Here is a 23,837-nt window from a genome sequence, read left to right as displayed (position 1 = left end):
GCGCTAGGTCCGCGCTGCGTACTGCGCGAATTTCATCAGCTCATCGCAGGCGGCACCAACAAGGCTGATCAACTGCCTGATGATGTAATCTGCCGCCTTGCATCCCGACGGCACGGCATGGTCCGCGTCCTCGGCCAGTTCCCGCATCCTGTTGCTGGTGTCGGCGGCGACGCTGCCGGCGATCTTCGTCATATCGACCAGCGTGACGGATGCAATGCCTGTGAGGTAGTACCCGTAATCCAGCAGGCGCTGCACCTCCGATTCGAGCTGCGATGCAGCCAGCGGCACAAAGTGCTGCGGCTGGCCGGCCGCCATCCATTGCCGGGTCGCAAAGTTCGCCTGCTGGACCGTCGCCATTGCAAGGCTGAAGTGCAGTTCGGCCACCTGCTTCAGGCTATCGATCAGCCTGTCCGTCAGCAGGCCCGCCGTCTTCCAGCCGGATTCGATCTGCATTTTTGTCGCTCGTGAAAGATGGTCCTGAAGGAAAACCATGCACTTCTCCCAATTTCGCTCAGCGGCATTTCCATTCTAAGTGAGGCTTGAGTGAAATCAAGGGAGCATCCCTGCCGCGGACACTGTCGTGCGATCGTGCCGGTGAAGCTTTGATGCGCGTCAACCTTCCGCGCTCGCGTGCTTGTTTTTCGCGCCTGGCCCGGTCTAACGGAATGTTGCCAGCGCCGAAGTCGACAAGGAAGCCTGCATGTCCTACAAAACCATCCTGGTGCACGTGGACGAATCCAACCGTGCCAGCGAACGGATCAAGATCGCCGCAGCGATCGCCATGACCCAGAGTGCCCATCTGATCGGCACCGCCATGACCGGCGCTTCCCGCTACCTGGTGCAGACCATGATGCTGGCCGACACCAATCCGAACCTGCGCCCGCATCTCGACTTTCTGCGCAAGCGCGCGGAACGCGGTCTCGATGATTTCGAGAACTGCGTGCGGCGGCTCGGCCTGCCCTCGTTCGAAAAGCGACTGGTGGACGATGAAGCCGGCGCGGGTGTGTGCCTGCAGGCGCGCTATGCCGATCTGGTCGTCATCGGACAGAACGATCCCAATGAACTCTCGCCCGTGGTGATGCCGGATTTCCCGCAATACGTCGTGCTCAATTCGGGCCGCCCGGTGTTGCTGGTGCCTTATGCGGGGCAATTCGACAACATCGGCAACCGCGTGCTTGTTGCATGGGACGCCAGCATGGCCGCAACACGCGCCGTCGCAGGCGCCATTCCCCTGCTCAGGCGCGCGCAAGTGATCAATGTGGCAGTGTTCAATCCGCAATTGCAGCCGCAGGCGCACGGAGCGCACCCCGGCGCCGACCTGGCGGAGTACCTCGCGCGCCATGGCATCAAGATCGACATATCGCAACAACAGACCGACCAGGAAATCGGCGACGCCTTGCTGTCGCTGGCCGCGGACAAGGGCGTCGATCTCATCATCATGGGCGGATACGGCCACGCGAGGTTCCGCGAAATATTGTTGGGCGGCGCGACGCGCACGGTACTGGAAACCATGACAGTGCCCGTGCTGATGTCGCATTGATTCCGAAGCGAATGGCCGGTAGCGCCGGCGGCACGAAAGTTATCGCATTCACTGAAAGGTACGGATAGCCCGATGGACAGCTTCGCTGGTATTGATGGCCTTCTGCTCGCGCGACTCCAGTTCGCATTCACCATCAGCTTCCACATCATCTTTCCAGCGTTCTCGATCGGCCTTTCCGCCTTCATTGCCACGCTCGAGGTGATCTGGCTGCGCAGCGGCGAGGCGCATTTCCACCTGCTGGCCCGCTTCTGGACGAAAATCTTCGCGATATCGTTCGCCATGGGTGTGGTGTCGGGCATCGTGCTGACCTACCAGTTCGGCACCAACTGGAGCCGCTTTTCGGAAGTGGTCGGCAATGTGGTCGGCCCGCTGATCGGCTACGAAGTGCTGACGGCCTTCTTCCTGGAGGCGAGCTTCCTCGGCGTAATGCTGTTCGGCTGGAACCGCGTCCCGCCCTGGCTGCATACGGTGGCGTCGATCATCGTCGCCGTCGGCACTGCGCTGTCCGGCTTCTGGATTCTTTCCGCCAACAGCTGGATGCAGACGCCTGCCGGCTTCGGCATGCGTGACGGGATCGCCTATCCGCTGGCCTGGTCGCAGATCATCTTCAATCCGAGCTTTCCCTATCGCTTCGCCCACATGATGATCGCCACCTACCTCACTACGTCGCTGGTCGTGCTCGCGACCGGCGCGCGGTACATCCTCGCGGGGCGCTTCGAACGCGAAGCAAGGATCATGGTGCGCATGGGATTGGGCATGGTCATCGCGCTGGCGCCGCTGCAGATACTCGTCGGAGACTTCCACGGGCTGAACACCCTGAAGCACCAGCCGGCCAAGATCGCCGCCATCGAGGCGCACTGGGACGGCAGCGAGCCGGGCAGCCTGGTGCTGTTCGCCTGGCCGGATGCGCAGGCCGAACGCAACCGGGCGGAAGTGGCCATCCCGAATGCAGGCAGCCTGGTGCTCACGCATGATCCGCAAGGGCTCTTCCCAGGCCTGCGCGACTTCGCTCGCGACCAGCGCCCGCCGATCATTCCCGTCTTCTTTGCCTTCCGCCTGATGGTCGGGCTCGGTGTGCTGATGCTGGTCATCGGCGTGATCGGCGGAGTGCTGTGGCTGCGCAAGAGCCTGTTCACGACGCCATGGTTCCTCAAGCCGGTGGGACGCAGCTGGCCGCTGGGATTCATCGCCATCATCGCCGGCTGGATCGTGACCGAGGTGGGCCGGCAGCCATGGCTGGCCTATGGCATCCTGCGCACCGCCGACGCCACCTCGCCGGTGGCGGCATCGACGGTGGCGCTGTCGCTGGTCCTGTTCGTGCTCGTCTATACCGTGGTGTTCTCGATCGGCATCGTCTATATCCACCGCATGCTCAGGAAGGGTCCGCAACCCGTATCGCCCGGGCCGGAAGCACTGCCCAACCGTCCGCTGTCCGCTGCACAGCAAGGCGCAGGAGACGCGACATGAGCACACTCGAATATACGTTGCCCGTCATCTGGGCATTGCTCATCGGCGTTGCCGTTGCAATGTATGTCGTGCTCGACGGCTTCGACCTCGGCCTCGGCATCCTGTTTCCGTTCTTTAAGACCGAAGCACAGCGTGACCAGGCGATGAACACCGTCGCGCCCTTCTGGGACGGCAACGAGACCTGGCTGGTGCTGGGCGGAGGCGGACTGTGGGTCGCATTTCCGAAGGCGTACGCGGTGATCATGCCGGCGGTGTACCTGCCGATCATCATCATGCTGCTAGCCCTGATTTTTCGCGGCGTCGCCTTCGAGTTCCGCTGGGTCGCGAAGCCACATCATCACCACTGGGATGTCGCCTTCGCAGCCGGTTCCACGCTGGCGGCTTTTGCGCAAGGCGTGGTGCTGGGTGCATTGCTGCAGGAGATCCGCGTCGAGAACGGCCAGTTCGCGGGCGGTGCTTTCGACTGGCTCACCCCCTTCAGCGTCATGTGCGGCCTTGCTCTGGTGGCCGGCTATGCGCTCCTTGGCGCAACCTGGCTGATGATGAAGGCTGGCGGCGACGTCGAACATCTCGCGCGCCGCATGGGCACGCCGCTGCTGCTCGGCATGCTTGGTTTCATTGCGCTGGTCAGCGTATGGACGCCCCTGCAGATCGGGCGCATCGCCGATCGCTGGTTCAGCCTGCCCAATTTCTACTGGCTGGCACCGCTACCGCTGGCGACGCTGCTCCTGGCGTGGTTCTGCTGGCGCGGCATCCAGAACAATCGCACCCTGGTGCCATTCGCCTCGGCGGCAGGGCTGTTCCTGCTGGCTTACATCGGCCTGCTGATTTCGAATGCGCCCTACCTCGTGCCGCCTACCATCACGCTATGGCAAGCGGCGGCGCATCCCTCCTCGCAGGTATTCCTCCTGATCGGCGCCGTCATCCTGCTGCCGATGATCCTCGGCTACACCGTTTTCGTGTTCTGGGTGTTCCGCGGAAAGGTGCAGCCGGGCGAGGGGTATCACTAGTAGATCATCCAGATAATGATGAGGGATAAAGGATGGTAGGGTGGGTTGAGTGAAGCGAAACCCGCCAATGCCTCGACTGCCGATGATGCAGCACCGGCGTGCCGGCAAACGCTGTCATGGTGCGCGCGGCGCACCCTAGGAATTTATCTGGATGATTTACTAGTGGACCAAAAAAATACGGCTGCAAGGTTTTACCGTTGCAGCCGCAGTCATGCAGTCATATCCGCTTATCGCGCCAAGATCGTTAGAACTCTTCCCAGTCGCTGTCGTTTCCCGGTCGCGCAGTGGTAACGCGGCTTGCAGTGGCAACAGGCTTGCGTGCGATCGGTATCGCGGTGGCGGCCCGCGCCGGAATGCTTTTCGCAGCACTCATGCCGCCGAGCGCGACCTGCTCGCCAGCAAGCTTGAACACGCTCACGACATGGGCCAACCCATCGGCCTGCTCGTGCAGCGATTCCGCGGCAGCCGCCGCTTCTTCGACCAGCGCCGCGTTCTGCTGCGTCACTTCGTCCATCTGCGTGATCGCCTGGTTGACCTGCTGGATGCCATCGGTCTGCTCTTTGCTCGCGATCGAGATTTCGCTGATGATGTCGGTCACGCGCTTGACGCTGTCGACGATCTCCTTCATGGTGGCGCCGGCCTGATCCACCAGTCTCGCGCCGACCCCGACCTTCTCGACCGAGTCGTCGATCAGTGCCTTGATTTCCTTAGCTGCGGCCGCCGAGCGTTGCGCCAGCTGCCGCACTTCGGTTGCGACCACGGCAAAACCCTTGCCCTGCTCGCCCGCGCGCGCCGCCTCCACTGCGGCGTTCAGCGCGAGGATGTTGGTCTGGAAGGCGATGCCATCGATCACGCCGATGATGTCGGCGATCTTCTTCGCCGATTCATTGATCGAGCCCATGGTATCCACCACCTGCGATACGACGGTGCCGCCCTTGACGGCGACTTCCGAAGCGGACATCGCCAGCTGGTTGGCCTGGAACGCGCTGTCGGCGTTCTGCTTCACGGTGCCGGTCAGCTGCTCCATGGAGGACGCGGTTTCTTCCAGCGAACTCGCCTGCGTCTCGGTGCGCGCAGAGAGATCGAGATTGCCGGACGCGATCTGGCTCGATGCCGTGGCGATGGTTTCGGTGCCGCTGCGCACTTCGCTCACGATCTTGACCAGACTCTCGTTCATGTCCTTCAGCGCGTCGAGCAGCTGGCCGGTCTCGTCGGCCCTCGTCGCTTCGATGCGCGTGGTCAGGTCGCCGGCAGCGACGCTGCGCGCCACCTTGACTGCATCGGCCAGCGGCTTGGCGATCGCGCGGATCAGCCAGATGCAGATCGCGGCGCCGAGCAGGATCGCAATTCCCATTCCGCCGATACAGGAGAGGCGAACCCAAAAGTAGATGTTCTGGTTCTTCTCGTATTCCTGTTTCGCGGTGTCTTCCTGGAACTTCATCAGCTGGTTGGCGCCTTCGGACACGGGCACGAACAATTCATTCATCGGCCCCCGCATGAGCTTGCCAGCCTGCGCCACGTCATTGGCGCGCAGCGCCGCGATCGCAGGCTTCAGTCCTTCGTCGAAGAACCTGGCGCGGCTGGCAATGAATTTGTCGGCCAGCGCCTTTTCTTCGCTCGACATTCTGGCCGCATAGGTCGCCATGAAACTGTCCCAGCGCGCATTGATTTCCGCGGCACGCTTGTCGACCGCATCCATCTCGCCGGCGATGGCGGCCGGTTCGGTGGTTAATGCCTGGGCGATCGCGATCTGGTTGCGGTCGATCAGGCGGACGATGCCGTCCAGCTCTTCGGTCGGGCGCAGGCGATACAGGTAGTTGGACTTCATGCCTTCGTTGGCCATATAAAGGCTGCCCAGTCCAAGCACCGCGCCGATGATGCAATTCAGGGACAGAAAGGCGACGACAAAGATCAGGCGTGACTTGATCGTGAGGTTTCTGAGCATGTTGCACCTTTGGACTGGGGAATGCGAAGTTGATGGCGTGCGGGAGGCGCCTCGACGGTACGCCTGCGAAGAGGGGCGATCAGTGTTATCACGCAGGAAAAAGTTGATTGTAGTCAATAGCGAGAATATTAGCATCGAACAACGTACGCATTGACCCGCATCATGAAAAATCGAGCTGAAACGTCAGCAGAAATCAACAATTTCCGGTGCTGCCGACACGATCCGGCGCGCATGGCGGCCCGGCACCTCGGATGTCAGACAAAGGGAGAGGGAGGGGAGGAGAAGAGAACAGGGAACCGACGCCGGCGACAGAATAGTCGCAGCATGTGATTCCTGCCTTGATGATAAGAACGGCGATACGTCGCAATCCCGGATTCACGTCCGAATCTGGAAACCTGCTCCGCGCCTTGCTGGAACTGCGCCCGTGCCGGGCCGGCGCACCTGATCTTGATCAGGGCGCCGGTTACGGCTCGGTGTTGTCATCAGTGAAAGTGTGTAGGCTGCCCTCCCGTGCCGCCGGGCTGCTGGGCCACATCGGTCGGTTTCGGCTTGCCCTGGGCATCGCTCAAGCGGTACTTGGTGCGGCGATCGCCCATCAGGTCGCGCAATTCGCGGATGCTCATTCCAGTCGTTTCGTGCATGCGGATCAGCAGCGACGCGCCGATCGGCAGTCTCCTGTGGCGGATCTTGCTGATGACCGGCGGTGCAACTTCGAGCATGCGCGAGAGGGCTGCATCATTTTTCAGATTCATTTTTTCGAGCAGCGTGTCCAGCAATCGGTTCGGATCATAGGTTTCCTGTCCGGATAGCGCGTGTTCGGTCATGATTGGCTCCTGTTAGATAAAACACATCGTACTTAGGTGTAACAAATGACACCTTGTCCCTCATTAAGTTTCCGGCCACACCAGAAATTGTTCACAATGTGTTACGAAAACGCTAATGAAGCGGTTTTTCCACTCAATTTCTGGCTTTCTTTCCAAAAAGAAATCAAGCTCCGGTGCGACAGCCGGTAGGCCGGCGCGCATTGACTGTGACCGGCAATGCCGCGCGCAGTGCAATCTTTCCGCAAGCCGGTTCGCATCCGGCACCCGCACGGCAACTTTGCATCGTATTGGAAACGTTGTCTTTTAGTCATGCTTCCATCATGCAAAGCAACAGGGCCGCCATGTTTGCGTCGCATCAACGTCTCGGTTCGCCGGTTTTGCGCAACGACGACTCCACGCTTCGCGCTGTATTGTTTTCAAAGCCGCTTGGAACATTTACAAGCAAGCATTGCCAAATCCCACATGACCTCCACTGTGCAGCCCGCCCTGATACAGGCACAGGATTTGCACCGCTCACATGCAGCACCAAGGAAGCATTCTTTTTTGTGAAAAGGAGACTGTCATGAATTGGGATACCGTCGCCGGGAACTGGACGCAGTTCAAAGGCAAACTGAAGGAGCGGTGGGGCAAGCTCACCGACGACGAGCTGGACATGATCAACGGGCAGCGCGACCAGCTGGTCGGCAAGATCCAGGAAGCCTATGGCATCGGCAAGGACGAAGCCGAGCAGCAGATCCAGGGCTTTGAACGCACCCTGCATTGAACATCACGCGCGGCGCGCTTGATGCCCAATCCCCACACCCGACTACCACGCAATGATGCCTGCGCCGCCCCGACGCCCGTCGCCAGGCGCGATGGCGGGGCGAAAGACCCGACCATGGAATCCAACGACAGCAACACAGTGGACCGCACGGTCGTGATTTGCGTTTCGCCCGGCATCAACGGAACGTGGGATGTATCGGAAAAGGGTTTCGAAGAGCCACTCGCATCGTTTGACGAGAAGGAGGATGCCTATGCGTATGCCACGGAATTGATGAGATCCAAGGAACGCGCGACTGTCCTGGTCGAGGACGAGGAAGGCTTCTCGCCGCTCCCCGTCGAGGAAGAATGGAGCGACGCGCGGAATGAAGCAGGCGGATGGCAGGAGGGGTGAGCGTGCAGATCCTCGCATCGTGGCCGCGCGCGCATTCATGCGCACCGGCATGCGAATCCCGGGCCGTTCTCTCCTGCGTCGGAGCCGCGTGCTGCATGCCACAAGACCAGGATCGCAGGCGGGCCATTCGACATGAACCATTCGATATGCGGCCGTGTCTATGAAGTAGCAGTCTATCAACTTGTTTAGGAGGTAAATATGAACTTCATCATCTGGATTGTCGTCGGCGGTATTCTCGGCTGGCTCGCCAGCCTCGTGATGCGTACGGATGCGCAGCAAGGTCTCCTGCTGAACATTGTCGTGGGCATTGTCGGTGCATTGCTGGGCGGATGGCTGCTCGCGCCGCTGTTCGGCACAGGCACTATCAACCAGAGCGACTTCAGCATTTCGTCACTGCTGGTGTCCTTCCTGGGCGCCGTCGTCCTGCTGGCCATCGTCAACCTGCTACGGCGCGGCACACCACGCTGACGCAGGGCGGCATGAACCTGCAGGATAATCCTCATCGCGTGTCGCTTCGATAGTGCAGGGTTTCGTTCTCTCCCGAATGGACCCTGTACTGCGACACCTCCCCGTCTTCCATCATCCCCATCCATCGTCATCATCCGGCCGCAACGCGACCGCGCCGTGCACGCCACAATCTCTTTACAATATCTCTCGCGGCGCGGCCCGGGTCTTTGCCCGCGCCGGCAGAATCGTCTCGCTACTCAGTCCCGTCTCATTCTTTTTTATGGATCAGGCATGCACTACTTATTGTTCTATGAAGTCAGCAATGATTATCTGGCGCGCAGGGGTGAATTTCGGGCGGAACACCTGAAACTGGCATGGCAAGCGCAGGAGCGCGGCGAACTCGTGCTCGCGGGTGCGCTGACAGATCCGGTGGACAGCGCCATGCTGCTCTTTTCGGGCGATTCACCGGAAGTGGCAAAGGGTTTCGCTGCGGCGGATCCTTACGTGCAGCATGGATTGGTGACGCGATGGTGGGTCCGGCCATGGGCCACCGTGGTCGGAACGGATGCGGCGACACCGGTCAGGCCGGATGCCTGATCGATGACCGCGCAAGCAGAATCGCGCCGTTCAGGCGGAGCCGTCTTTTCCTGGTGGGGGATCGACCGTAGCACCGCTTGCCTGATCGGCCGGCGGAGCTGCGCTGCGCTGCATGCGACGATCCGGCGTATTGCGCTGGGTCGCGCGCCGTTCAGCCATGCGGCGCTCCCTGAATTTGTTCAGGTCATAACTCGCCGCTTCGAAAAGTGTCTCCGGTCTTGTCGTCATCTTTTGTCCGAATGTGTCAATCGAGGTGGGGGACTTCGGGCCAGTGTAGGCTGATCGAGCCTCGCAGGTTTGATATGCCGCAAACATCCTTGCCATGCGACAGCACCGGACAAGGTGCCGGGCATCGGCGCTGCGGCACTAATCGCCGCGGCGCCAGTCACAAAGACTGGCGCACGCAGCCGAAGGAGATCGACATGCCACATACACTCATCAGAGTCTTCGACACATTCTCGAACGCCGAAAACGCGCGGCGGCAACTGCTCGACGCGGGATTCGGTGAAGATGAAGTCCACCTCGTTTCACAGAATGACGAAGGGGGCGCGATGCAAGGGAATTTCTCGGTGGGGAATGTCCCCTCGGGGCGCGAAGGCAGCAACGACGCATTTTCCGCCTCGTCCACCTCGCCGAACGATACTTTCGACCAGACCTACTCGCATGACTACGCCAATGCGTCCAAGTACGGCAACATCACGCTGACCGTCGACGCCCGCGACGAGGACAGGCAGGCCCTCGCATCGAACATCATGCAACACTTCGGCGCGGCCGATGTTGACGACCGCGCCGCAAGACATTAGATTAGTGCAACCGGACCGGCGGCGTCACCTTCGCGCGAATCCAGTGCGACAGCGTTTGCGCCGCCATGCGGATGAAGCCGTGCAGCGACATCACATGCCGCTGGTACATCAGGCCGTACAACAGGCGCGCTGTCCAGCCTCCGACGAGCATTTCGCGTCCGGACAGGCCGCCGACCAGAACGCCGACCGCCGCCAGCGGCCCGAGTGAAACGAGCGAGCCGTAGTCGCGATACTGGAACGCCGGCAATGGCCCCTCCTGCCGCTTCGACAGCACTTCAGCAAGGAACACCGCCTGCTGATGCGCGACCTGCGCGCGCGGCGGAAGCGCCGTGCCGTTCACCGGACAGACATAGCTGGAGCAATCGCCGAGCGCGAAGACATCCTGATCGCCCACCGTCTGCAGGCTGGGGCTGACCGCAATCTGCTTCAGCCGGTTCACCGGCAGGCGCAGCGACAGGCACAGCTCCGGCGCTTCCACGCCCGCCGCCCAGACCGTCATGTCCGACGCGTACCGCCTTCCTGTCGCATCATGCACGGCATCGGCATCCACGCGCGCCACCGTCGTGGACGTGCAAACCTCGATGCCAAGCGCGCGCAAGTAACGTGCGGCGCGCCTGGACAGCCGCGGATTCAACTGCGGCAAGAGGCGCTCGCCGCGTTCAATGATGCGGATACGAACATCGCGCGCCGGGTCGAGCGAGTGGATCTTGTACTGCGCCAGCGCCCGCACAGTATGGCAGAGTTCCGCTGCCAGTTCGACACCGGTGGCGCCGCCGCCGACGATCACGATATCTACCGCTGCAGCGTGGTTCTCTGCCCTGCGCAGGCTCGCCTTCATGCAGCTCGCGAGGAAACGCTTGCGGAAGAATTCCGCGTCATGCACGCTGTCGAGCGTCAGCGAATGTTCCGCCGCACCGGGGATGTTGAAGAAGTTGGTGATGGCGCCGCACGCCAGGACGAGCTTGTCGTAACGCACGCTGCGGCGGGGCAGCACTTCCCCGTCATCATCGGTGCCATCGCCGCCATCAATGCGGTAGGGACCAATCTCGACCGTGCGCGTACCGCGGTCAACGCCCTGCACTTCGCCGCAAATGAACTGGAAGTGGTGATTGGCCGCCTGCGCCGAATATTCAAGCTGGTGCACCTGCGGATCGAGCTTGCCGGAAGCGACGGTGTGCAGCAACGGCTTCCAGAAGTGCACCGGCGTGCGGTCCACGAGGACAACGTGCGCACGGCCATTTGCACCAAGGCTGTCGCCCAGGCGAGTCGCGAGTTCAAGCCCGCCGGCTCCTCCTCCCACGATGACGATGGTTTCCATTTCATGCCTCCAGGCTGATTGAAAATTCGAACAGGGTCCGCATGTCGCGCAGGCATGCGAGAAGACCGCGACAAGCGGTTCGGTTGCCAATAACAGGAACTCACCCTCGCGCTGCGGCGAAGGTTGGCAGCGCTGCATCGGACGCCCGCGCCGGGGCCGTGCAGCAAACTGCAAGGACGTTCAGGCGGCCATTCGGGCTGGTGTCGCCTGCCGCAGCAGAGACACCGGGGCACGCGCCCCCGTGCGGAGTGCACGCAAGGCATGCAAGGAATCAAGGGTCACGGAAGGCCGCGCGTTGTCCCGCAGCGCGCTTCTGTGCTCCATCCAGTGCCGCATTTCCTTCCACTGCGGACACCACACATCGGCGCCGGAAATACGCGCGATATCCTTGTCATACGGTCCGACGGCGACAGTGCCGATGCCAGTGCCTTGAGCAGCCCGCAGGCCGGGCGCGCCACTGTCGATCGCCACGCAGGCCCGCGCCTCGACGCCCATGGTGCGCAGCGCGAGATGGTGCGGACCGTTATCCGTCACGGCCGTAAAATCCGCACCGCCCACCACGGCGGCAAACCTGTTGGTCACATCACTGCCGAAGACCTGGTCGAGCAGCGTGGCGGTGGTCCCCGGCGCCATGTCGGTCACCACGGCGAGCTTGCATCCACGCTCGAGCGCATCCTGCATCAGGGACACGCAGGCGGCGTTCAGCTCCGGTCGGCGGGCGAGCACTGCATCGCGGAACAGCCTGTGCTTTTCCTGCATCAATCGCGACGCATCTTTGCCGTTGACAGGCAATGCGAGTTTGTCGATCACGGCGGCCAGCGCATTCGTCGCGCCCCAGATCCGCGTCGCCTGGCGCAATTGCGGCAGCGACCATTGCAAACCGAGACCGCAGCTGGCAAATGCGCCGTTGCTTGCTTCCAGGTGCGCTGCTTCCGTATCGAGGATGACGCCGTCCAGTCCGAGGATGAGTGCTTCGGTTTCCATGTTGATAGCCTGCCAATATACGATGCTGATGGGTTCGCTGTTACTATAAGCGCACGCTATTGAAAAGAAAAATTAATTTTTATATTCATTTAATAAGGTAACGCTTATGCATCTCGCCAGCTTCAAGCAATTGCAGGCCCTGCTCCTGGTAGCGCGCCATGAAAGCGTGTCGCGCGCCGCCGAGGCGCTGCACGTGACGCAGCCCGCGGTGTCGCTGCAATTGCGCATGCTGGAAGAAGCCGCGGGGACACCGCTCACGCGCAAGGTGGGACGCGGCATCCAGCTGACAGCGGCGGGCGAGGTCATGCTCGGCTACGCGGAACGTATCCTGCGGCTGTGGGGCGAAGCGACGGACGAGGTGGCTGCGCTCAAGGGCGTCATCAGCGGCACTTTGCGCATCGGCGCGATCACCACGGCCGAGTACCTCTTGCCGCCGATGCTGGTGCGCTTCACGACAGAACGGCCGGATGTCCGGATCAAGCTGCAGGTGGGAAACCGCAATGAGATCGTGAACATGCTCGGCAAGCATGAAATCGATCTCGCCATCATGGGCACGCCGCCACGCGAGCTGCGCACCAATGCCGCACGTTTCGCGCGCCACCCGATGGCATTCATCGCCAGCCCGACACACCCGCTGATGAAGAAGAAACAGGTCACGCTGGCCGACATCATGGAAGCGAACCTGCTCGTACGCGAACGCGGCTCCGGCACGCGGACCGCCATCGAGCGCCTGTTCAAGGAGTCCGGCTACCCGCTGCGCATCGGCTCCGAACTGTCGAGCAACGAGGCAATCAAGCGCATGGTGGTGGCCGGCCTGGGCATCGCCTTCCTCTCCGTCCATGCCTGCACGCTGGAATTCGAGGCTGGGCTGGTGCAGATGCTGCCCATGGCCGAGAATCCGCTGGAAGCCGACTGGTATGTGATGCATCTGAGCGACCAGCACATTCCCACCGTCGCGGCGGCCTTCCAGGACTTCGTCATCGAACACGGTCAGGAAGCGGTGCGCCGGCAGCTTGCGCCCTTTCTGCGCGATGTCGCGAAACATCGCCCGCAGAAAAAGAGCCGTCGCGAACCAGCGCCGTCGCGCTGATCACACCAGCGCGGCGTCGCGCACTTCTTCCAACGGAAGAGAAACGGTAATACGGGTTCCCTGCAGCACACCTCCGGCGGGGCCGCTTTCCAGGGCAATATCGCCACCGTGCAGCGACACGATGGTCTTGATGATCACCGAACCGAGTCCCAGCGATGCGGACAAGTCGCCTCCCTCGGACAGCACGCGTTGGCGACGCCGCTGTCCGAACGCGGCGATGGCCGCCGCACTCATGCCGGCACCGTCGTCCGCAACCGACACATCGACAAAACCCGGCCGGATGCTCGTCCTGATGCGCACTACGCTGCTGGCGTGCCTGGCTGCGTTGTCGAACAGGTTGCGGAACAGCCTCCCGACCAGATAGGCATCGCCGATCACCGCGCACGTGTCGGGCATTGCTGCGTCGAGCTCTGCCTCGATCCGAATCCCGCCGCCTGCTTCGTGCGCGGCACGCGCGCTCGCCTCCAGTGACTGGATCTCGGTCTTCACGATGGCGACGATGTCGAGACGCTGCGCGGCATTCCGGTAACGCGGCTCGTCGATTTCGGCAATGAAGAACAGGTCATCGACGAGTTTCCTGAAGTAGCCGAATTCGCTGTTCACCACGCCGAAGAATTCCTGCCGCTCCTCGCTCGACATGGCTTCGCCGTGCGCCGCCAGCGCCTCGATCGCGGTGCGCAGGCTGGTCAGCGGCGTGCGCAGATCATGTCCCAGTTCCTGCAGCAGTTCGCGCCGTGCCCGCTCGGTGGCCTGCAAGCGCGCCACGAGGCGCCCGATTTCATCGGCCATGCGATTGAAGTCGTGCATCAGGCGGCCGACTGCGTCCAGCCTGTCCACCTTGAAGCGCGCCGCGAGGTCGCCGGACTCGATACGCGCAATGACTCGCCTCGCCTCATGCGAATGCCCGCGCAGGTACAGCAGGACCATCGACAGGCCGAGGAAGATCGCGCCGAGCACGGTGGCGACGAGGAACGTGCCGAGCGTCAGGACAAGGTGGCGGCCTGCCTGGGCCGCGTTGCGCACAACCAGCCAAGCCGGTTCGGCCGCGTTCAGCCGTATGACGGCCGCCGCCGACGCGCCGGAGAAAAAGTGGCCGCGCATGACAATGTCGTGCACCTGCTGCGGCAGCCCCTCCTGCAGCAAGTCCTGCGGCGGCGGCGCAACGCTGTTGCTGGCCATGACCTGCCCGGCGGCGGAGATCACCCACACTTCCGGCGACATCGACGGCGACTCGGTGCGCAGCCGGTCCAGGTGGCGGATCGCATCCGCATAGGGCGCTTCTTCGACGATGCGGGCGATGAACAGGTACACGCTGCGCTGCACATCCTCGCGCGCATCGCCGGCGACTTCGCGGATCAGCCTTGCGTAGAGCAAGCCGAGCAGCAGGGCGAAGACGACGCTGAGCCCGAGGAATCGCAGCCAGAGCGAGCGGTTCATGTTTGCTCCATCCTGTAGCCGACCCCATAGACAGCGACGATGCGCACCGCCGCTCCTGCATCGCGCAGCTTGCGGCGCAAGTGGCTGAGATGCGAATCGATGGTCCGGTCGTACGTGGCGGCGCCGTCCTCGAACATGTCGAGCATCTGCTCGCGCGTCACGATGTCGCCCTGCGCGCGCACGAGCCGCAAGAGGATCTCGAATTCCTTCTTGCCAAGCTGCAGCGGCACGTCCCCCGCACTGGCCGCACGCTTTTGCAGGTCGATGCCGATCGCTCCGAAAACAATGGGCTCACGCTTCCTGCGTCGTGCGACGAGGCGATTCATCCTGGCCGTGAGTTCCTGCAGCCCGTAAGGCTTGCGAATGTAGTCGTCGGCCCCGCCTTCAATGCCCGCCACTGCCGTGGCCTCGTCGGTGCGCGCCGACAGCATCAGGATCGGTATGCCTTCGTCACGCTTGCGCAGCTCGCGACAGAGCGCGATGCCATTCCCGTCCGGCAAACCGACGTCGAACATCACCATGTCGAATGCGCCATCGGCAAGTGCCTGCCCGGCTTCATGCGCGGTGGCCGCGACCGTCAGATGGAATCCTTCATGCCGCAGGCTCATCGAAAGCGTTCTTGCAATCAACGGATCGTCTTCGACAAGAAGTACCTGGTACGGTCGGTTCATCGTGCAATGAATGGGCAATGAATGTGGCGAGGTGCGAATGCGCCCGAGCGGCCATCCGCATTCCATAAAAATTACAGATTTGGCGCATAGAGTACACCGGAAGACAGGGCGGAACGCCCGGATTGCATGTCAACGATCATTTTTACGGAATACAAGATGCGGAAATTATCATGGCTTGGCTGGTGCACCCTGGTTGCGTCGAGCGCGTTGCTCTGCGCCTGCGGCGGCGGTGGCAGCAGCAGCGGCGGCAGTAGCGGCAGCATGTCGGGCACACCAACATCGCCACCACCCGCGCCTGCTTCAGGTGCGGGTGCAGGCAGCGCCGCTCCGGTAACGGCGAGCAAACTCGATGCCGCGATCACCGCAGCCAAGGCCGCGGCATCCAGCGACCCGCTGTGCGATACCTCGACCCTGGGCGACTTTTACTGGGAAATCGGGGACGCGGCCAGTGATGCGCCCCTGGTGTCGAATACGCAGGGCGGCGGTTCGATCACGGCGACGAGCCGCTTTGATATCGCGTCGGCATCGAAATTCGTCTTCGGCGCTTATGTTCTCGAAAAGAAAGGCATCGACGCAGTGCGCAGCGATCCCTCCCTGCATGACGGCTTGCGATTCCTGTCCGGCTACACTGGGTTCAATGACAACGCCTGCATCGGCAAGCTCACTATCGGCGCGTGTTATGCCGCCGGCAACCAGGCCAACACTACCCTGCCCGACCCGAATACCCAGGGCCGTTTCTACTACGACAGCGGCCACGACCAGAAGCTCGCGGCGGTCGACCTCGGCCTGTCATCCTTTACGTCGAAACAGCTCGACCAGGAATACCAGACGACGCTCGGCCTGAGCAGCGGATTCAGCATGGCGCCGCTCGAGCCGCTGATGGCCGGCGGACTGTTCGCCAGCGCCACCGACTACGCGCAATTCCTGCGCCGCATCATGCGCCAGCAACTGGTGATCGGCGCGCACCTCGGTGAAGACGCAACCTGCGCGCAGCCCGCGACCTGCCCCGACAAGGCCATCTACTCGCCGGTCGTCCTGCTCAACGAGCCGTGGTCGTACTCGTACAACCACTGGGTGGAATCGGAAAACGGCAACGGCACGGTGGATGCCTATTCGAGCCCGGGCAAATTCGGTTTCTATCCGTGGATTTCACCGGACCGGAAATACTACGGCATCCTGTCGCGCCATGACACGCAGCAAGCAGGTGCCGGTTCGATATCCGCGCGATGCGGTCGCCAGATCCGCAAGGCATTCCTTGCCGTGATGCAGCCCTCCACCTGAGCCAAGGAACTATTCCGCGGTCTTTCCAGCCAAATACCAGGGAGCCGGCGCGCCGCCGGTTCCTTTCGGAAGGATCGTTCCATGCAGCAGCTCTCTCACATATCTGCTGCGCTTCACGCATCGGATAATGCCTGTCTCCTGCTGTCCGCAGAATTGCGGATCGTCGACGCCAATAGCGCGTTTCTCCGCGTTTCCTCGCGCCTGCGCAATGAACTCATCGGACAATCCGTCTTTGATGCCTTTCCCGCAGAGACCCGTTCCGCCGCGCAGCACGCCGACCGGCCTCATGCAACGCGGGCAGAGGAACTGATTTCCATCCAGGAGCTGTTCGACCACGCGCCGGGCTTCGTGTGCCTGCTGCGCGGGCCGGACCATGTAATCGAAACGATGAACAGCGCCTGTTACCAGTTGCTGTGCCATCGTTCCGTGATTGGCAAACCGGCGCGTGAAGTCGCCCCGGCTTTTGCCCTGCATGATCTCAGCACCGTACTCGACAAGGTCTACCAGACAGGTGAACCTTTCCTCGGCCACGCGTGCCGGGTGCTCATGCAACGGGCAGCGGACGCGCCAATGGAAGAGGCGTTTGTCGACTTCGTGTACCACCCGGTCTTTGCGCAGGACGGCACGGTCACGGCAATCCTCACATTCGGGTATGAAGTCACGCAACAGGTGCGCGCGCAGCAGGCACTGCGTGCGAGTGAGGAACGGTTCCAGCTGGCGCTCGAAGCCGCCGGCGACGGCGTGTGGGACTGGGATATCGCCACCGACCGCTTCAGCCTCTCCGGCCGGGGCCGCGCCATGCTCGGTTACGCTGAGGAAGACGTCGGCCAGCACTTGCGCGACTGGCTGGCAATCACCCATCCCGACGACCAGAACCGCGTCGTCGCGGAAACCATGTCCTGCGTGCAGGGGCGCGTCCCCTTCCTGGCCTGCGAGTATCGTGTGCGTTGCAAGGACGGCCGCTGGAAATGGATCCTGGCACGGGGCGCAGTCGTCAGCCGCAACGATGAAGGCTGGGCGCTGCGCATGGTCGGCACCACGGTCGATGTCTCCTCCGAGCAGGAGACGCTGCGGCGCGCCAACTTCGATGCCCTCACCGGCCTGCCCAACCGCAGCCTGTTCCGCGACCGCCTCGACTACGAGGTGGTGAATTCGCGCCGCAGCGGAAAACTGCTGGCGCTGATGTTCATCGACCTGGATCGGTTCAAGGAAGTCAACGACCTGCTCGGCCATGATGCCGGCGATGCATTGCTGCGCGAGAGCGCGGCCCGTATCCGCGCCTGCGTGCGCTCGGCGGACACGGTTGCGCGCCTCGGCGGCGACGAGTTCACGGTGATCCTGACCGATCTCGACGACCGCGCGCATGTCGAAAGCATTGCGGAGAAAATCCTCGCGGCGCTCGCCCGGCCCTTCCTGCTGAGTCAGGAGGTCATCCATGTTTCCGGCAGCATCGGCATCACGCTCCATCCCGGCGATGCAACCGAGCCCGCGCGGCTGCTGAGGAACGCGGACCAGGCCATGTACGTCGCCAAGAATGCCGGACGCAACCAGTTCAGCTTCTTCACCCGTTCGATGCAGGAGCGGGCCTGGAAACGGCTGAGGCTGATCGGTGAATTGCGCAATGCGTTGAAGGAGCGGCAACTGGTCTTGTACTTCCAGCCCATCATCGACCTGAAACACGGCCACATCGTCAAAGGCGAAGCGCTGCTGCGCTGGCAGCATCCGAAGCACGGCCTGGTGTGCCCTGGCGAATTCATCGGCGTCGCCGAGGAAACCGGATTGATCAACGACATCGGAAACTGGGTGTTCATGCAGGCCACCGACTGGTGCAAGCGCTGGAGCGAGCTGCGCGGCACGCCATTCCAGGTCAGCGTCAACAAGTCTCCCGTGCAATTCGCGCCGAATGACAAGACGATCGACTGGTGCGAACATGTGCGGCGGATCGGTCTTGCGCGCAACAGCATCGCCGTTGAAATCACCGAGAGTCTCCTGCTCAACGCCTCGTCCAGCACCGCTGACAAGCTGCTCAACCTGCGCGATGCCGGCGTCGAAGTGGCGATCGACGATTTCGGCACTGGCTATTCCTCCATGGCCTATCTGAAGAAATTCGATGTCGACTATCTGAAGGTGGATCAATCATTCGTGCGCGACATGGAGCGCAATGCGACCAGCCGCACGATAGCCGAAACCATCATCGTGATGGCGCACAAACTCGACCTGCAAGTGATTGCGGAAGGCGTGGAAACCCCAGCGCAGCGTGACTGGCTGCGTGATGCCGAATGCGACTATGCGCAAGGTTTCCTGTTTTCCGGTCCGCTGCCGCCGGAGCAGTTCGAGCAGCTGCTGCATGGCCAGGTGGCGATGGCTGGATAGCGCGCTCGAGAAACAATTCTGACCGATGGATGTCCACGGAAAACACGGAAAGCACGGAAAACATCGCAACGAAATTTTCTGTTTTTTCCGTGTTTTCCGTGGACTAAATGATTGCCCGCAGATCAGCCGGCCTTCGATTCCGTCCTGGCGCGCTTGCGCTGTTCTTCCTCGTACAGTTCCTTCTTCGAGAGTTTTCCTACCGGCGTCTTCGGCAATGCCGCGCGGATCTCCATCGCCTGCACCATTTCATGCCTGCCGAGGCGCCGCCGCAGGAAGGACTTCAGTTCGTCCAGCGTAAATGCTTCCGCACTTGGCTTGAGCGTGATGAATGCCTTGGGCGACTGGCCGCGATACGCATCGGGAATGCCGATCACGCTCACCTCCGCGACCGACGGATGCTCGTAGATCGCTTCCTCGATGTTGCGCGGATAAACGTTATAGCCGCCGCACAGGATCATGTCCTTTGTGCGGTCGACGATGTACACGAAGCCGTCCTCGTCCATGTAGCCGACGTCGCCGGTGCGGAAGAAGCCATCCGGTGTCATGGATTCCGCGGTCGCATCCGTGTTCTTCCAGTAGCCCTTCATCACGTTCGCGCCCTTGATGCACATCTCGCCGTGCTCGCCGCGGTTCACCTCGTGCGACGGATCCTCGATACTGACGAATTTGATCGTGACGCCCACAGTGGGCATGCCGCAGGAACCGGTCTTCTGGATGCCATACACCGGCGTGAAGGTGCCGGTCGGCGAGGTTTCCGTCATGCCCCAGCCTTCTACCAGGCAGCATCCGGTCAGGTGCTGGAAGCTCTGGTTGACTTCCATCGGCAGGGGCGCGCCACCCGATCCGCAGAATTTCAGCGAGCTCAATTCGTAGTTGCCGATGTCGGGGTAATGGATGATCGCCGTGTACATGGTAGGCACGCCACAGAATACGGTGATCTTCTTTTCGGCCAGGTCCTTGACCACCGCGCTCAGGTCGAACCGGGGATGCAGGACGATTTCCGCGCCCATGCGAATGCCGAACAGCATGTTGACGGTCAGTGCGTAGATGTGGAAGAGCGGCAGTACTGCGAGCACGCGTTCGCTACCTTCTTCCAGGACTTTCGGCTCGCCGCTCACGACTGCGTGGAGCTGGCTGCACGCAGTCGTCAGGTTTGCATGGGTCAGCATCGCCCCCTTGGGCAATCCGGTAGTGCCGCCGGTGTACTGCAGCACGGCGACGTCCTGTGTCACATCGGAGAGCGGATACGTGCGATAGCGGCCATCATTGTCGAGCAAGGCCGCAAAGCGCGTGATGCGCGCATCTTCGGCTGTTTCTGCCAGTTGTCCGGCCTTCTGCATCTGCGCACGCACCACGTTCGAATGGGCCGCCAACTCGGGAATCGTGCCGACGACGAGCTTTTTGAGGCGCGTGCTGCCCAGCAGCCTTGCCATCTGCGGATAAAGCGCTTCCAGGTCGAGCGTAACGAGGATCTCGGTTTCGCTATCTTCGATCTTGTGCGCCAGCACCTTCTCAGCATCCAGCGGCGAGTAGTTCACCACGATGCCGCCGGCCTTCAGCACCGCGAAAAAACTGATCACATAATGCGGCGTGTTCGGAAGATAGAGGCCGACATGCACGCCCGGCTGCACGCCAAGTTGCTGGAAGCCTTTGGCGGCGCGATCGACCAGCACGGCCAGCTCACGATACGTCGTCTGGCGGCCCATGAAATCGAGGGCAGGATGATGCGGCCACTTCGCGGCGGCATCATCCAGCAACTGCTGGACTGGCATCACCGGCAATTCCGCATCCCAGCGCACGCCGGGCGGATAAGACTTGATCCAGGGGAATCGCTTGATGTCAGGTTCCATGCGTGTACACCCTCGTTGCCGCCCCTTCACGCACCACATCCGGCATCGAGAAGCAGGCCGGTGGTGGCGATTGTTCGTTTCGTGCGGCGGTCATGTGCCGCCGCACGTGCCCGTCACTTGTACTTCCGCAGTTCCATCTTGCCGATCTGGTTGCGATGCACTTCGTCCGGGCCATCGGCAAGGCGCAAGGTGCGCGCCTGCGCATACGAATACGCAAGGTTGAAGTCACCCGAGACACCGGCGCCGCCATGCGCCTGGATCGCCCAGTCGATCACCTGGCAGGCCATGTTCGGCGCCGCCACCTTGATCATGGCGATTTCCTTTGCAGCGACCTTGTTGCCCACGGTGTCCATCATGTAGGCGGCATTGAGCACAAGGAAGCGTGCCTGGTCGATCAGGATGCGCGCGTTGGCGATGCGCTCCAGCGTGACGGTCTGTTCCGCGATCGGCTTGCCGAACGCGACACGCTTCAGGCTGCGGCGACACATGTCTTCCAGCGCGCGCTCGGCCAGGCCGATCAGGCGCATGCAGTGGTGGATGCGGCCCGGTCCGAGACGGCCCTGTGCAATCTCGAAACCGCGGCCCTCGCCCAGCAGGATGTTCGAAACGGGCACGCGCACATTCTCGAAATGCACCTCGCCATGGCCGTGCGGCGCGTCGTCATAGCCGAACACAGGCAGGTTGCGCAGGATCTTCACGCCAGGCGTGTCGCGCGGCACCACGATCATCGACTGCTGCTTGTGCTTCTCGGCGGAGGGATCGGTCTTGCCCATGAAGATGAAGACCTTGCAGCGCGGATCGTTGGCGCCGGACGACCACCATTTGCGGCCGTTGATGACGTACTCATCGCCGTCGCGCACGATCGAACTCTCGATGTTGGTGGCGTCGGAAGACGCAACTGCCGGCTCCGTCATCGCGAAGCAGGAACGGATCTTCCCTTGCAGCAGAGGCTCCAGCCATTGCTCTTTCAGTTCTTCGCTGGCATAGCGTTCCAGCGTTTCCATGTTGCCGGTATCAGGCGCCGAGCAGTTGAACACTTCGGCCGACCACAGCGAGCGGCCCATGATTTCGCACAGGGGCGCGTATTCCAGGTTGGTGAGGCCGGCACCACGATGGGATTCGGGCAGGAACAGGTTCCACAAGCCTTGCGCGCGCGCCTTTTCCTTCAGCTCTTCCACGATCTTCGTCGGCACCCAGGCATTGCCCTTGGCGCGGTTCGCTTCGATTTCCTTGAAGAAGCCGGCTTCGTTCGGATAGATGTACTCATCCATGAATGCCGTCACGCGTTTCTGCAGGTCCTTGACCTTGGGGCTGTATTCGAAGTCCATATGTCACTCCATGAAGTTATGCATGCATTGCTTGTTTCTTGTTGATGGCATGCGTGTGATGAGATCCTGTCCGGCGCCGCTTCGATAGCGGAGCGGCACCGCCTTGCCTTGACTTGCGCCGGCCTACCCGATCAGGTAACCGCCGTCGACATTGATGCAGGTGCCGGTGGTGTAGCTCGCCGCATCGGATGCCAGGTACAGCACCGCGCCGGCCATCTCGTCCGGCTGAGCGACGCGACGCATCGGTACATGCGGCATCAGCCTGTTGAGCACCGCTTCGTTGTGCACCAGCGCGCTCGCAAACTTCGTGTCGGTCGCGCCAGGCAGCAGCGCGTTGACGCGCACCTTCGCTTCCGCGCATTCCTTGGCGAATGCCTGCGTCATCGAAATGACCGCGGCTTTCGTGATCGAATAGATGCCCTGCATGCCGCCCGGGATCACGCCGTTGACCGAGGCAACGTTGATGATGCTGCCGCCGCCACTTTTCGCCATCATCTTCGCGCCCAGCGCGCAGCTGAAGAAATAGCCGCGGATATTCACGTCGACCGTCTTCTGGAACGAGGACAGGTCGGTATCGACGATGGGGCCGAAATACGGATTGGTGGCGGCGTTGTTGACGAGGATGTCAAGGCGGCCGTGCTTGTTCGCAACGGCAGCGAACATGGCCTCGATCTGCGCCATCTCGCCGATATGGCAGGCGATGGCTTCGGCCGATCCGCCTGCTTCACGGATGGCAGCCGCGACGGCTTCGCAAGCCTCCGCCTTGCGGCTGGAGATGATCACATGTGCGCCATACGCGGCGAATGTCCTGGCGATCGATTCGCCGATGCCGCGACTGGCGCCGGTCACGAGCGCGATTTTTCCGGTGAGGTCGAACAGGTTTGCGTTGGTCATGATCAGCGATAAAGAATTCAGGTGTAAGTGCGTCAGCGGTAAGTAATGGTGTGCGGTTCGCCCAGCCATTCGAGATGAGCGTAGTTGTTGAGATAACTAAGGGTGACGCGGCCGGGCCGGTACAGCAGCTTGGTGACGCCGCAGTTGACCAGCGACCAGTTCATTTCCGCCATCTGCCGGTCCTGCAATCCGAGCAGGTGCTGGCAGATCGTCGCGATGGTGCCGCCCGAGGTGAACACGACGATGTTCTGCGACTTGTCGGCGCCGTCGAGCAGGCGCTGCAGCGCGGCCACGCAGCGGCCCTTAAAAACAGGCCACGGCTCGCGGTAATCCGTGTCGTGCGCGCCATCCATCCAGCGCCGCATCCCCGCCTCGAACATTTCCTGGAACACCCGGCGCGCGTTCGGGCTGGAAGCGAGAAAGCGCTTGACCGCCTCCGGATCCTCGAACTCCGGATGATGGCGGACCATCACCTCGTGATGGTTGTACTCGTCAAAGCCGGGATCGGTGTTCCAGTCCGTATCGACGCGCTGCGATTTCGGCAAGCTCCCGATGCACGCGTCAGCCGTCTGCCGGTGGCGGTTCAGGCTGCCCGTGACGACGCGCGTGAACTTCTGGTGCGAATTGGCAAACCATTCGCCCAGCAGGCGCGCCTGCTCAAAACCGAGCTCCGACAACTGGTCGTAGTTCGTGCTGCCGAAGGATGCCTGTCCGTGGCGCACCAGGTAGATTTGTCCCATCCGTCGCTTCCCATGCTTTAGCTGTTGAGGAAGCATATCGCCGGGTATAGAATCGATCAAATGAATAGTTATTATCGAAGTTCAT

Annotated in this window: 23 protein-coding genes; 11 read left to right on the top strand and 12 right to left on the bottom strand. The window is 61.9% G+C overall.

Features of this window, described 5'->3' with window-relative positions; all coding sequences use genetic code 11:
• Positions 1-3: 3 nt before the first annotated feature.
• On the bottom strand, positions 4-453 hold the full coding sequence (locus VJ698_RS12815; protein WP_324103156.1) for a hypothetical protein: 450 nt from the start codon (positions 451-453) through the stop codon (positions 4-6).
• A gap of 247 nt (positions 454-700) precedes the next feature.
• On the opposite strand from VJ698_RS12815, the gene VJ698_RS12810 reads away from it, so the two are divergent.
• From VJ698_RS12810 to cydB, 3 genes are all read left to right on the top strand, one after another.
• Positions 701-1,540 carry a universal stress protein gene (locus VJ698_RS12810; RefSeq protein WP_324103155.1) on the top strand — a complete coding sequence of 280 codons (840 nt, stop codon included), beginning with the start codon at positions 701-703 and terminating at the stop codon, positions 1,538-1,540.
• A 72-nt stretch (positions 1,541-1,612) separates the two neighbouring features.
• Complete coding sequence (locus VJ698_RS12805) at positions 1,613-3,007, top strand: cytochrome ubiquinol oxidase subunit I (RefSeq protein WP_324103154.1); 1,395 nt, start codon at positions 1,613-1,615, stop codon at positions 3,005-3,007.
• Entirely contained in the window at positions 3,004-4,017 is a 1,014-nt protein-coding gene (cydB, locus tag VJ698_RS12800) for a cytochrome d ubiquinol oxidase subunit II (protein WP_324103153.1), read from the top strand. Before VJ698_RS12805 ends, cydB begins: the two co-directional genes overlap by 4 nt.
• A gap of 244 nt (positions 4,018-4,261) precedes the next feature.
• On the opposite strand, the gene VJ698_RS12795 is transcribed toward cydB, so the two are convergent.
• Entirely contained in the window at positions 4,262-5,962 is a 1,701-nt protein-coding gene (locus tag VJ698_RS12795) for a methyl-accepting chemotaxis protein (RefSeq protein WP_324103152.1), read from the bottom strand.
• 482 nt (positions 5,963-6,444) lie between these two features.
• Positions 6,445-6,786, bottom strand: coding sequence for a hypothetical protein (locus VJ698_RS12790; protein ID WP_324103151.1), 342 nt, complete (start codon positions 6,784-6,786; stop codon positions 6,445-6,447).
• 562 nt (positions 6,787-7,348) lie between these two features.
• Between VJ698_RS12790 and VJ698_RS12785 the strand changes: the two genes are divergently transcribed.
• From VJ698_RS12785 to VJ698_RS12770, 4 genes are all read left to right on the top strand, one after another.
• Positions 7,349-7,549: a CsbD family protein gene (locus VJ698_RS12785; protein WP_324103150.1), complete on the top strand. Its 201-nt coding sequence runs from the start codon at positions 7,349-7,351 to the stop codon at positions 7,547-7,549.
• A gap of 21 nt (positions 7,550-7,570) precedes the next feature.
• Positions 7,571-7,939 (top strand): hypothetical protein, encoded by a 369-nt coding sequence (locus VJ698_RS12780; protein WP_324103149.1) that lies wholly within the window; start codon positions 7,571-7,573, stop codon positions 7,937-7,939.
• A 198-nt stretch (positions 7,940-8,137) separates the two neighbouring features.
• A complete protein-coding gene (locus VJ698_RS12775; protein ID WP_324103148.1) occupies positions 8,138-8,407 on the top strand; it encodes a GlsB/YeaQ/YmgE family stress response membrane protein in 270 nt (89 codons plus the stop codon).
• 270 nt (positions 8,408-8,677) lie between these two features.
• Positions 8,678-8,983, top strand: coding sequence for a YciI-like protein (locus VJ698_RS12770; RefSeq protein WP_324103147.1), 306 nt, complete (start codon positions 8,678-8,680; stop codon positions 8,981-8,983).
• Positions 8,984-9,013: 30 nt separating this feature from the next.
• Here VJ698_RS12770 and VJ698_RS12765 read toward each other — a convergent pair whose 3' ends face one another.
• The gene (locus VJ698_RS12765; protein WP_324103146.1) at positions 9,014-9,211 is read right to left on the bottom strand and encodes a hypothetical protein; all 198 of its coding nucleotides are present in this window, start codon (positions 9,209-9,211) and stop codon (positions 9,014-9,016) included.
• Between the two features lie 194 nt (positions 9,212-9,405).
• On the opposite strand from VJ698_RS12765, the gene VJ698_RS12760 reads away from it, so the two are divergent.
• A complete protein-coding gene (locus VJ698_RS12760; protein WP_324103145.1) occupies positions 9,406-9,786 on the top strand; it encodes a hypothetical protein in 381 nt (126 codons plus the stop codon).
• Position 9,787: 1 nt separating this feature from the next.
• Here VJ698_RS12760 and VJ698_RS12755 read toward each other — a convergent pair whose 3' ends face one another.
• Both VJ698_RS12755 and VJ698_RS12750 read right to left on the bottom strand, forming a co-directional pair.
• The gene (locus VJ698_RS12755) at positions 9,788-11,104 is read right to left on the bottom strand and encodes an NAD(P)/FAD-dependent oxidoreductase (protein WP_324103144.1); all 1,317 of its coding nucleotides are present in this window, start codon (positions 11,102-11,104) and stop codon (positions 9,788-9,790) included.
• A gap of 180 nt (positions 11,105-11,284) precedes the next feature.
• Positions 11,285-12,088: an HAD family hydrolase gene (locus VJ698_RS12750; RefSeq protein ID WP_324103143.1), complete on the bottom strand. Its 804-nt coding sequence runs from the start codon at positions 12,086-12,088 to the stop codon at positions 11,285-11,287.
• A 106-nt stretch (positions 12,089-12,194) separates the two neighbouring features.
• Here VJ698_RS12750 and VJ698_RS12745 point away from each other — a divergent pair, with 106 nt between their 5' ends.
• The gene (locus VJ698_RS12745; RefSeq protein ID WP_324103142.1) at positions 12,195-13,178 is read left to right on the top strand and encodes a LysR family transcriptional regulator; all 984 of its coding nucleotides are present in this window, start codon (positions 12,195-12,197) and stop codon (positions 13,176-13,178) included.
• On the opposite strand, the gene VJ698_RS12740 is transcribed toward VJ698_RS12745, so the two are convergent.
• Both VJ698_RS12740 and VJ698_RS12735 read right to left on the bottom strand, forming a co-directional pair.
• Positions 13,179-14,615 carry a HAMP domain-containing sensor histidine kinase gene (locus tag VJ698_RS12740; RefSeq protein ID WP_324103141.1) on the bottom strand — a complete coding sequence of 479 codons (1,437 nt, stop codon included), beginning with the start codon at positions 14,613-14,615 and terminating at the stop codon, positions 13,179-13,181.
• Positions 14,612-15,286 carry a response regulator transcription factor gene (locus VJ698_RS12735; protein WP_324103140.1) on the bottom strand — a complete coding sequence of 225 codons (675 nt, stop codon included), beginning with the start codon at positions 15,284-15,286 and terminating at the stop codon, positions 14,612-14,614. Before VJ698_RS12735 ends, VJ698_RS12740 begins: the two co-directional genes overlap by 4 nt.
• A 156-nt stretch (positions 15,287-15,442) precedes the next feature.
• Here VJ698_RS12735 and VJ698_RS12730 point away from each other — a divergent pair, with 156 nt between their 5' ends.
• Both VJ698_RS12730 and VJ698_RS12725 read left to right on the top strand, forming a co-directional pair.
• Entirely contained in the window at positions 15,443-16,567 is a 1,125-nt protein-coding gene (locus tag VJ698_RS12730) for a hypothetical protein (RefSeq protein WP_324103139.1), read from the top strand.
• A gap of 81 nt (positions 16,568-16,648) precedes the next feature.
• Positions 16,649-18,940 (top strand): EAL domain-containing protein, encoded by a 2,292-nt coding sequence (locus VJ698_RS12725; RefSeq protein WP_324103138.1) that lies wholly within the window; start codon positions 16,649-16,651, stop codon positions 18,938-18,940.
• A gap of 122 nt (positions 18,941-19,062) precedes the next feature.
• On the opposite strand, the gene VJ698_RS12720 is transcribed toward VJ698_RS12725, so the two are convergent.
• The 4 genes from VJ698_RS12720 to VJ698_RS12705 form a co-directional block, all read right to left on the bottom strand.
• The gene (locus VJ698_RS12720; RefSeq protein ID WP_324103137.1) at positions 19,063-20,790 is read right to left on the bottom strand and encodes a long-chain fatty acid--CoA ligase; all 1,728 of its coding nucleotides are present in this window, start codon (positions 20,788-20,790) and stop codon (positions 19,063-19,065) included.
• 113 nt (positions 20,791-20,903) lie between these two features.
• The gene (locus tag VJ698_RS12715) at positions 20,904-22,118 is read right to left on the bottom strand and encodes an acyl-CoA dehydrogenase (RefSeq protein ID WP_324103136.1); all 1,215 of its coding nucleotides are present in this window, start codon (positions 22,116-22,118) and stop codon (positions 20,904-20,906) included.
• A 123-nt stretch (positions 22,119-22,241) separates the two neighbouring features.
• Complete coding sequence (locus VJ698_RS12710; protein ID WP_324103135.1) at positions 22,242-23,012, bottom strand: SDR family oxidoreductase; 771 nt, start codon at positions 23,010-23,012, stop codon at positions 22,242-22,244.
• 32 nt (positions 23,013-23,044) lie between these two features.
• Positions 23,045-23,752, bottom strand: a complete 708-nt coding sequence (locus tag VJ698_RS12705; RefSeq protein WP_324103134.1) for a histidine phosphatase family protein — start codon at positions 23,750-23,752, stop codon at positions 23,045-23,047.
• Positions 23,753-23,837: the final 85 nt, after the last annotated feature.

It is taken from the genome of Noviherbaspirillum sp. (genome assembly GCF_035254685.1).
Lineage (GTDB): Bacteria > Pseudomonadota > Gammaproteobacteria > Burkholderiales > Burkholderiaceae_D > Noviherbaspirillum.
This window is presented reverse-complemented; position numbering and strand designations above follow the sequence as displayed.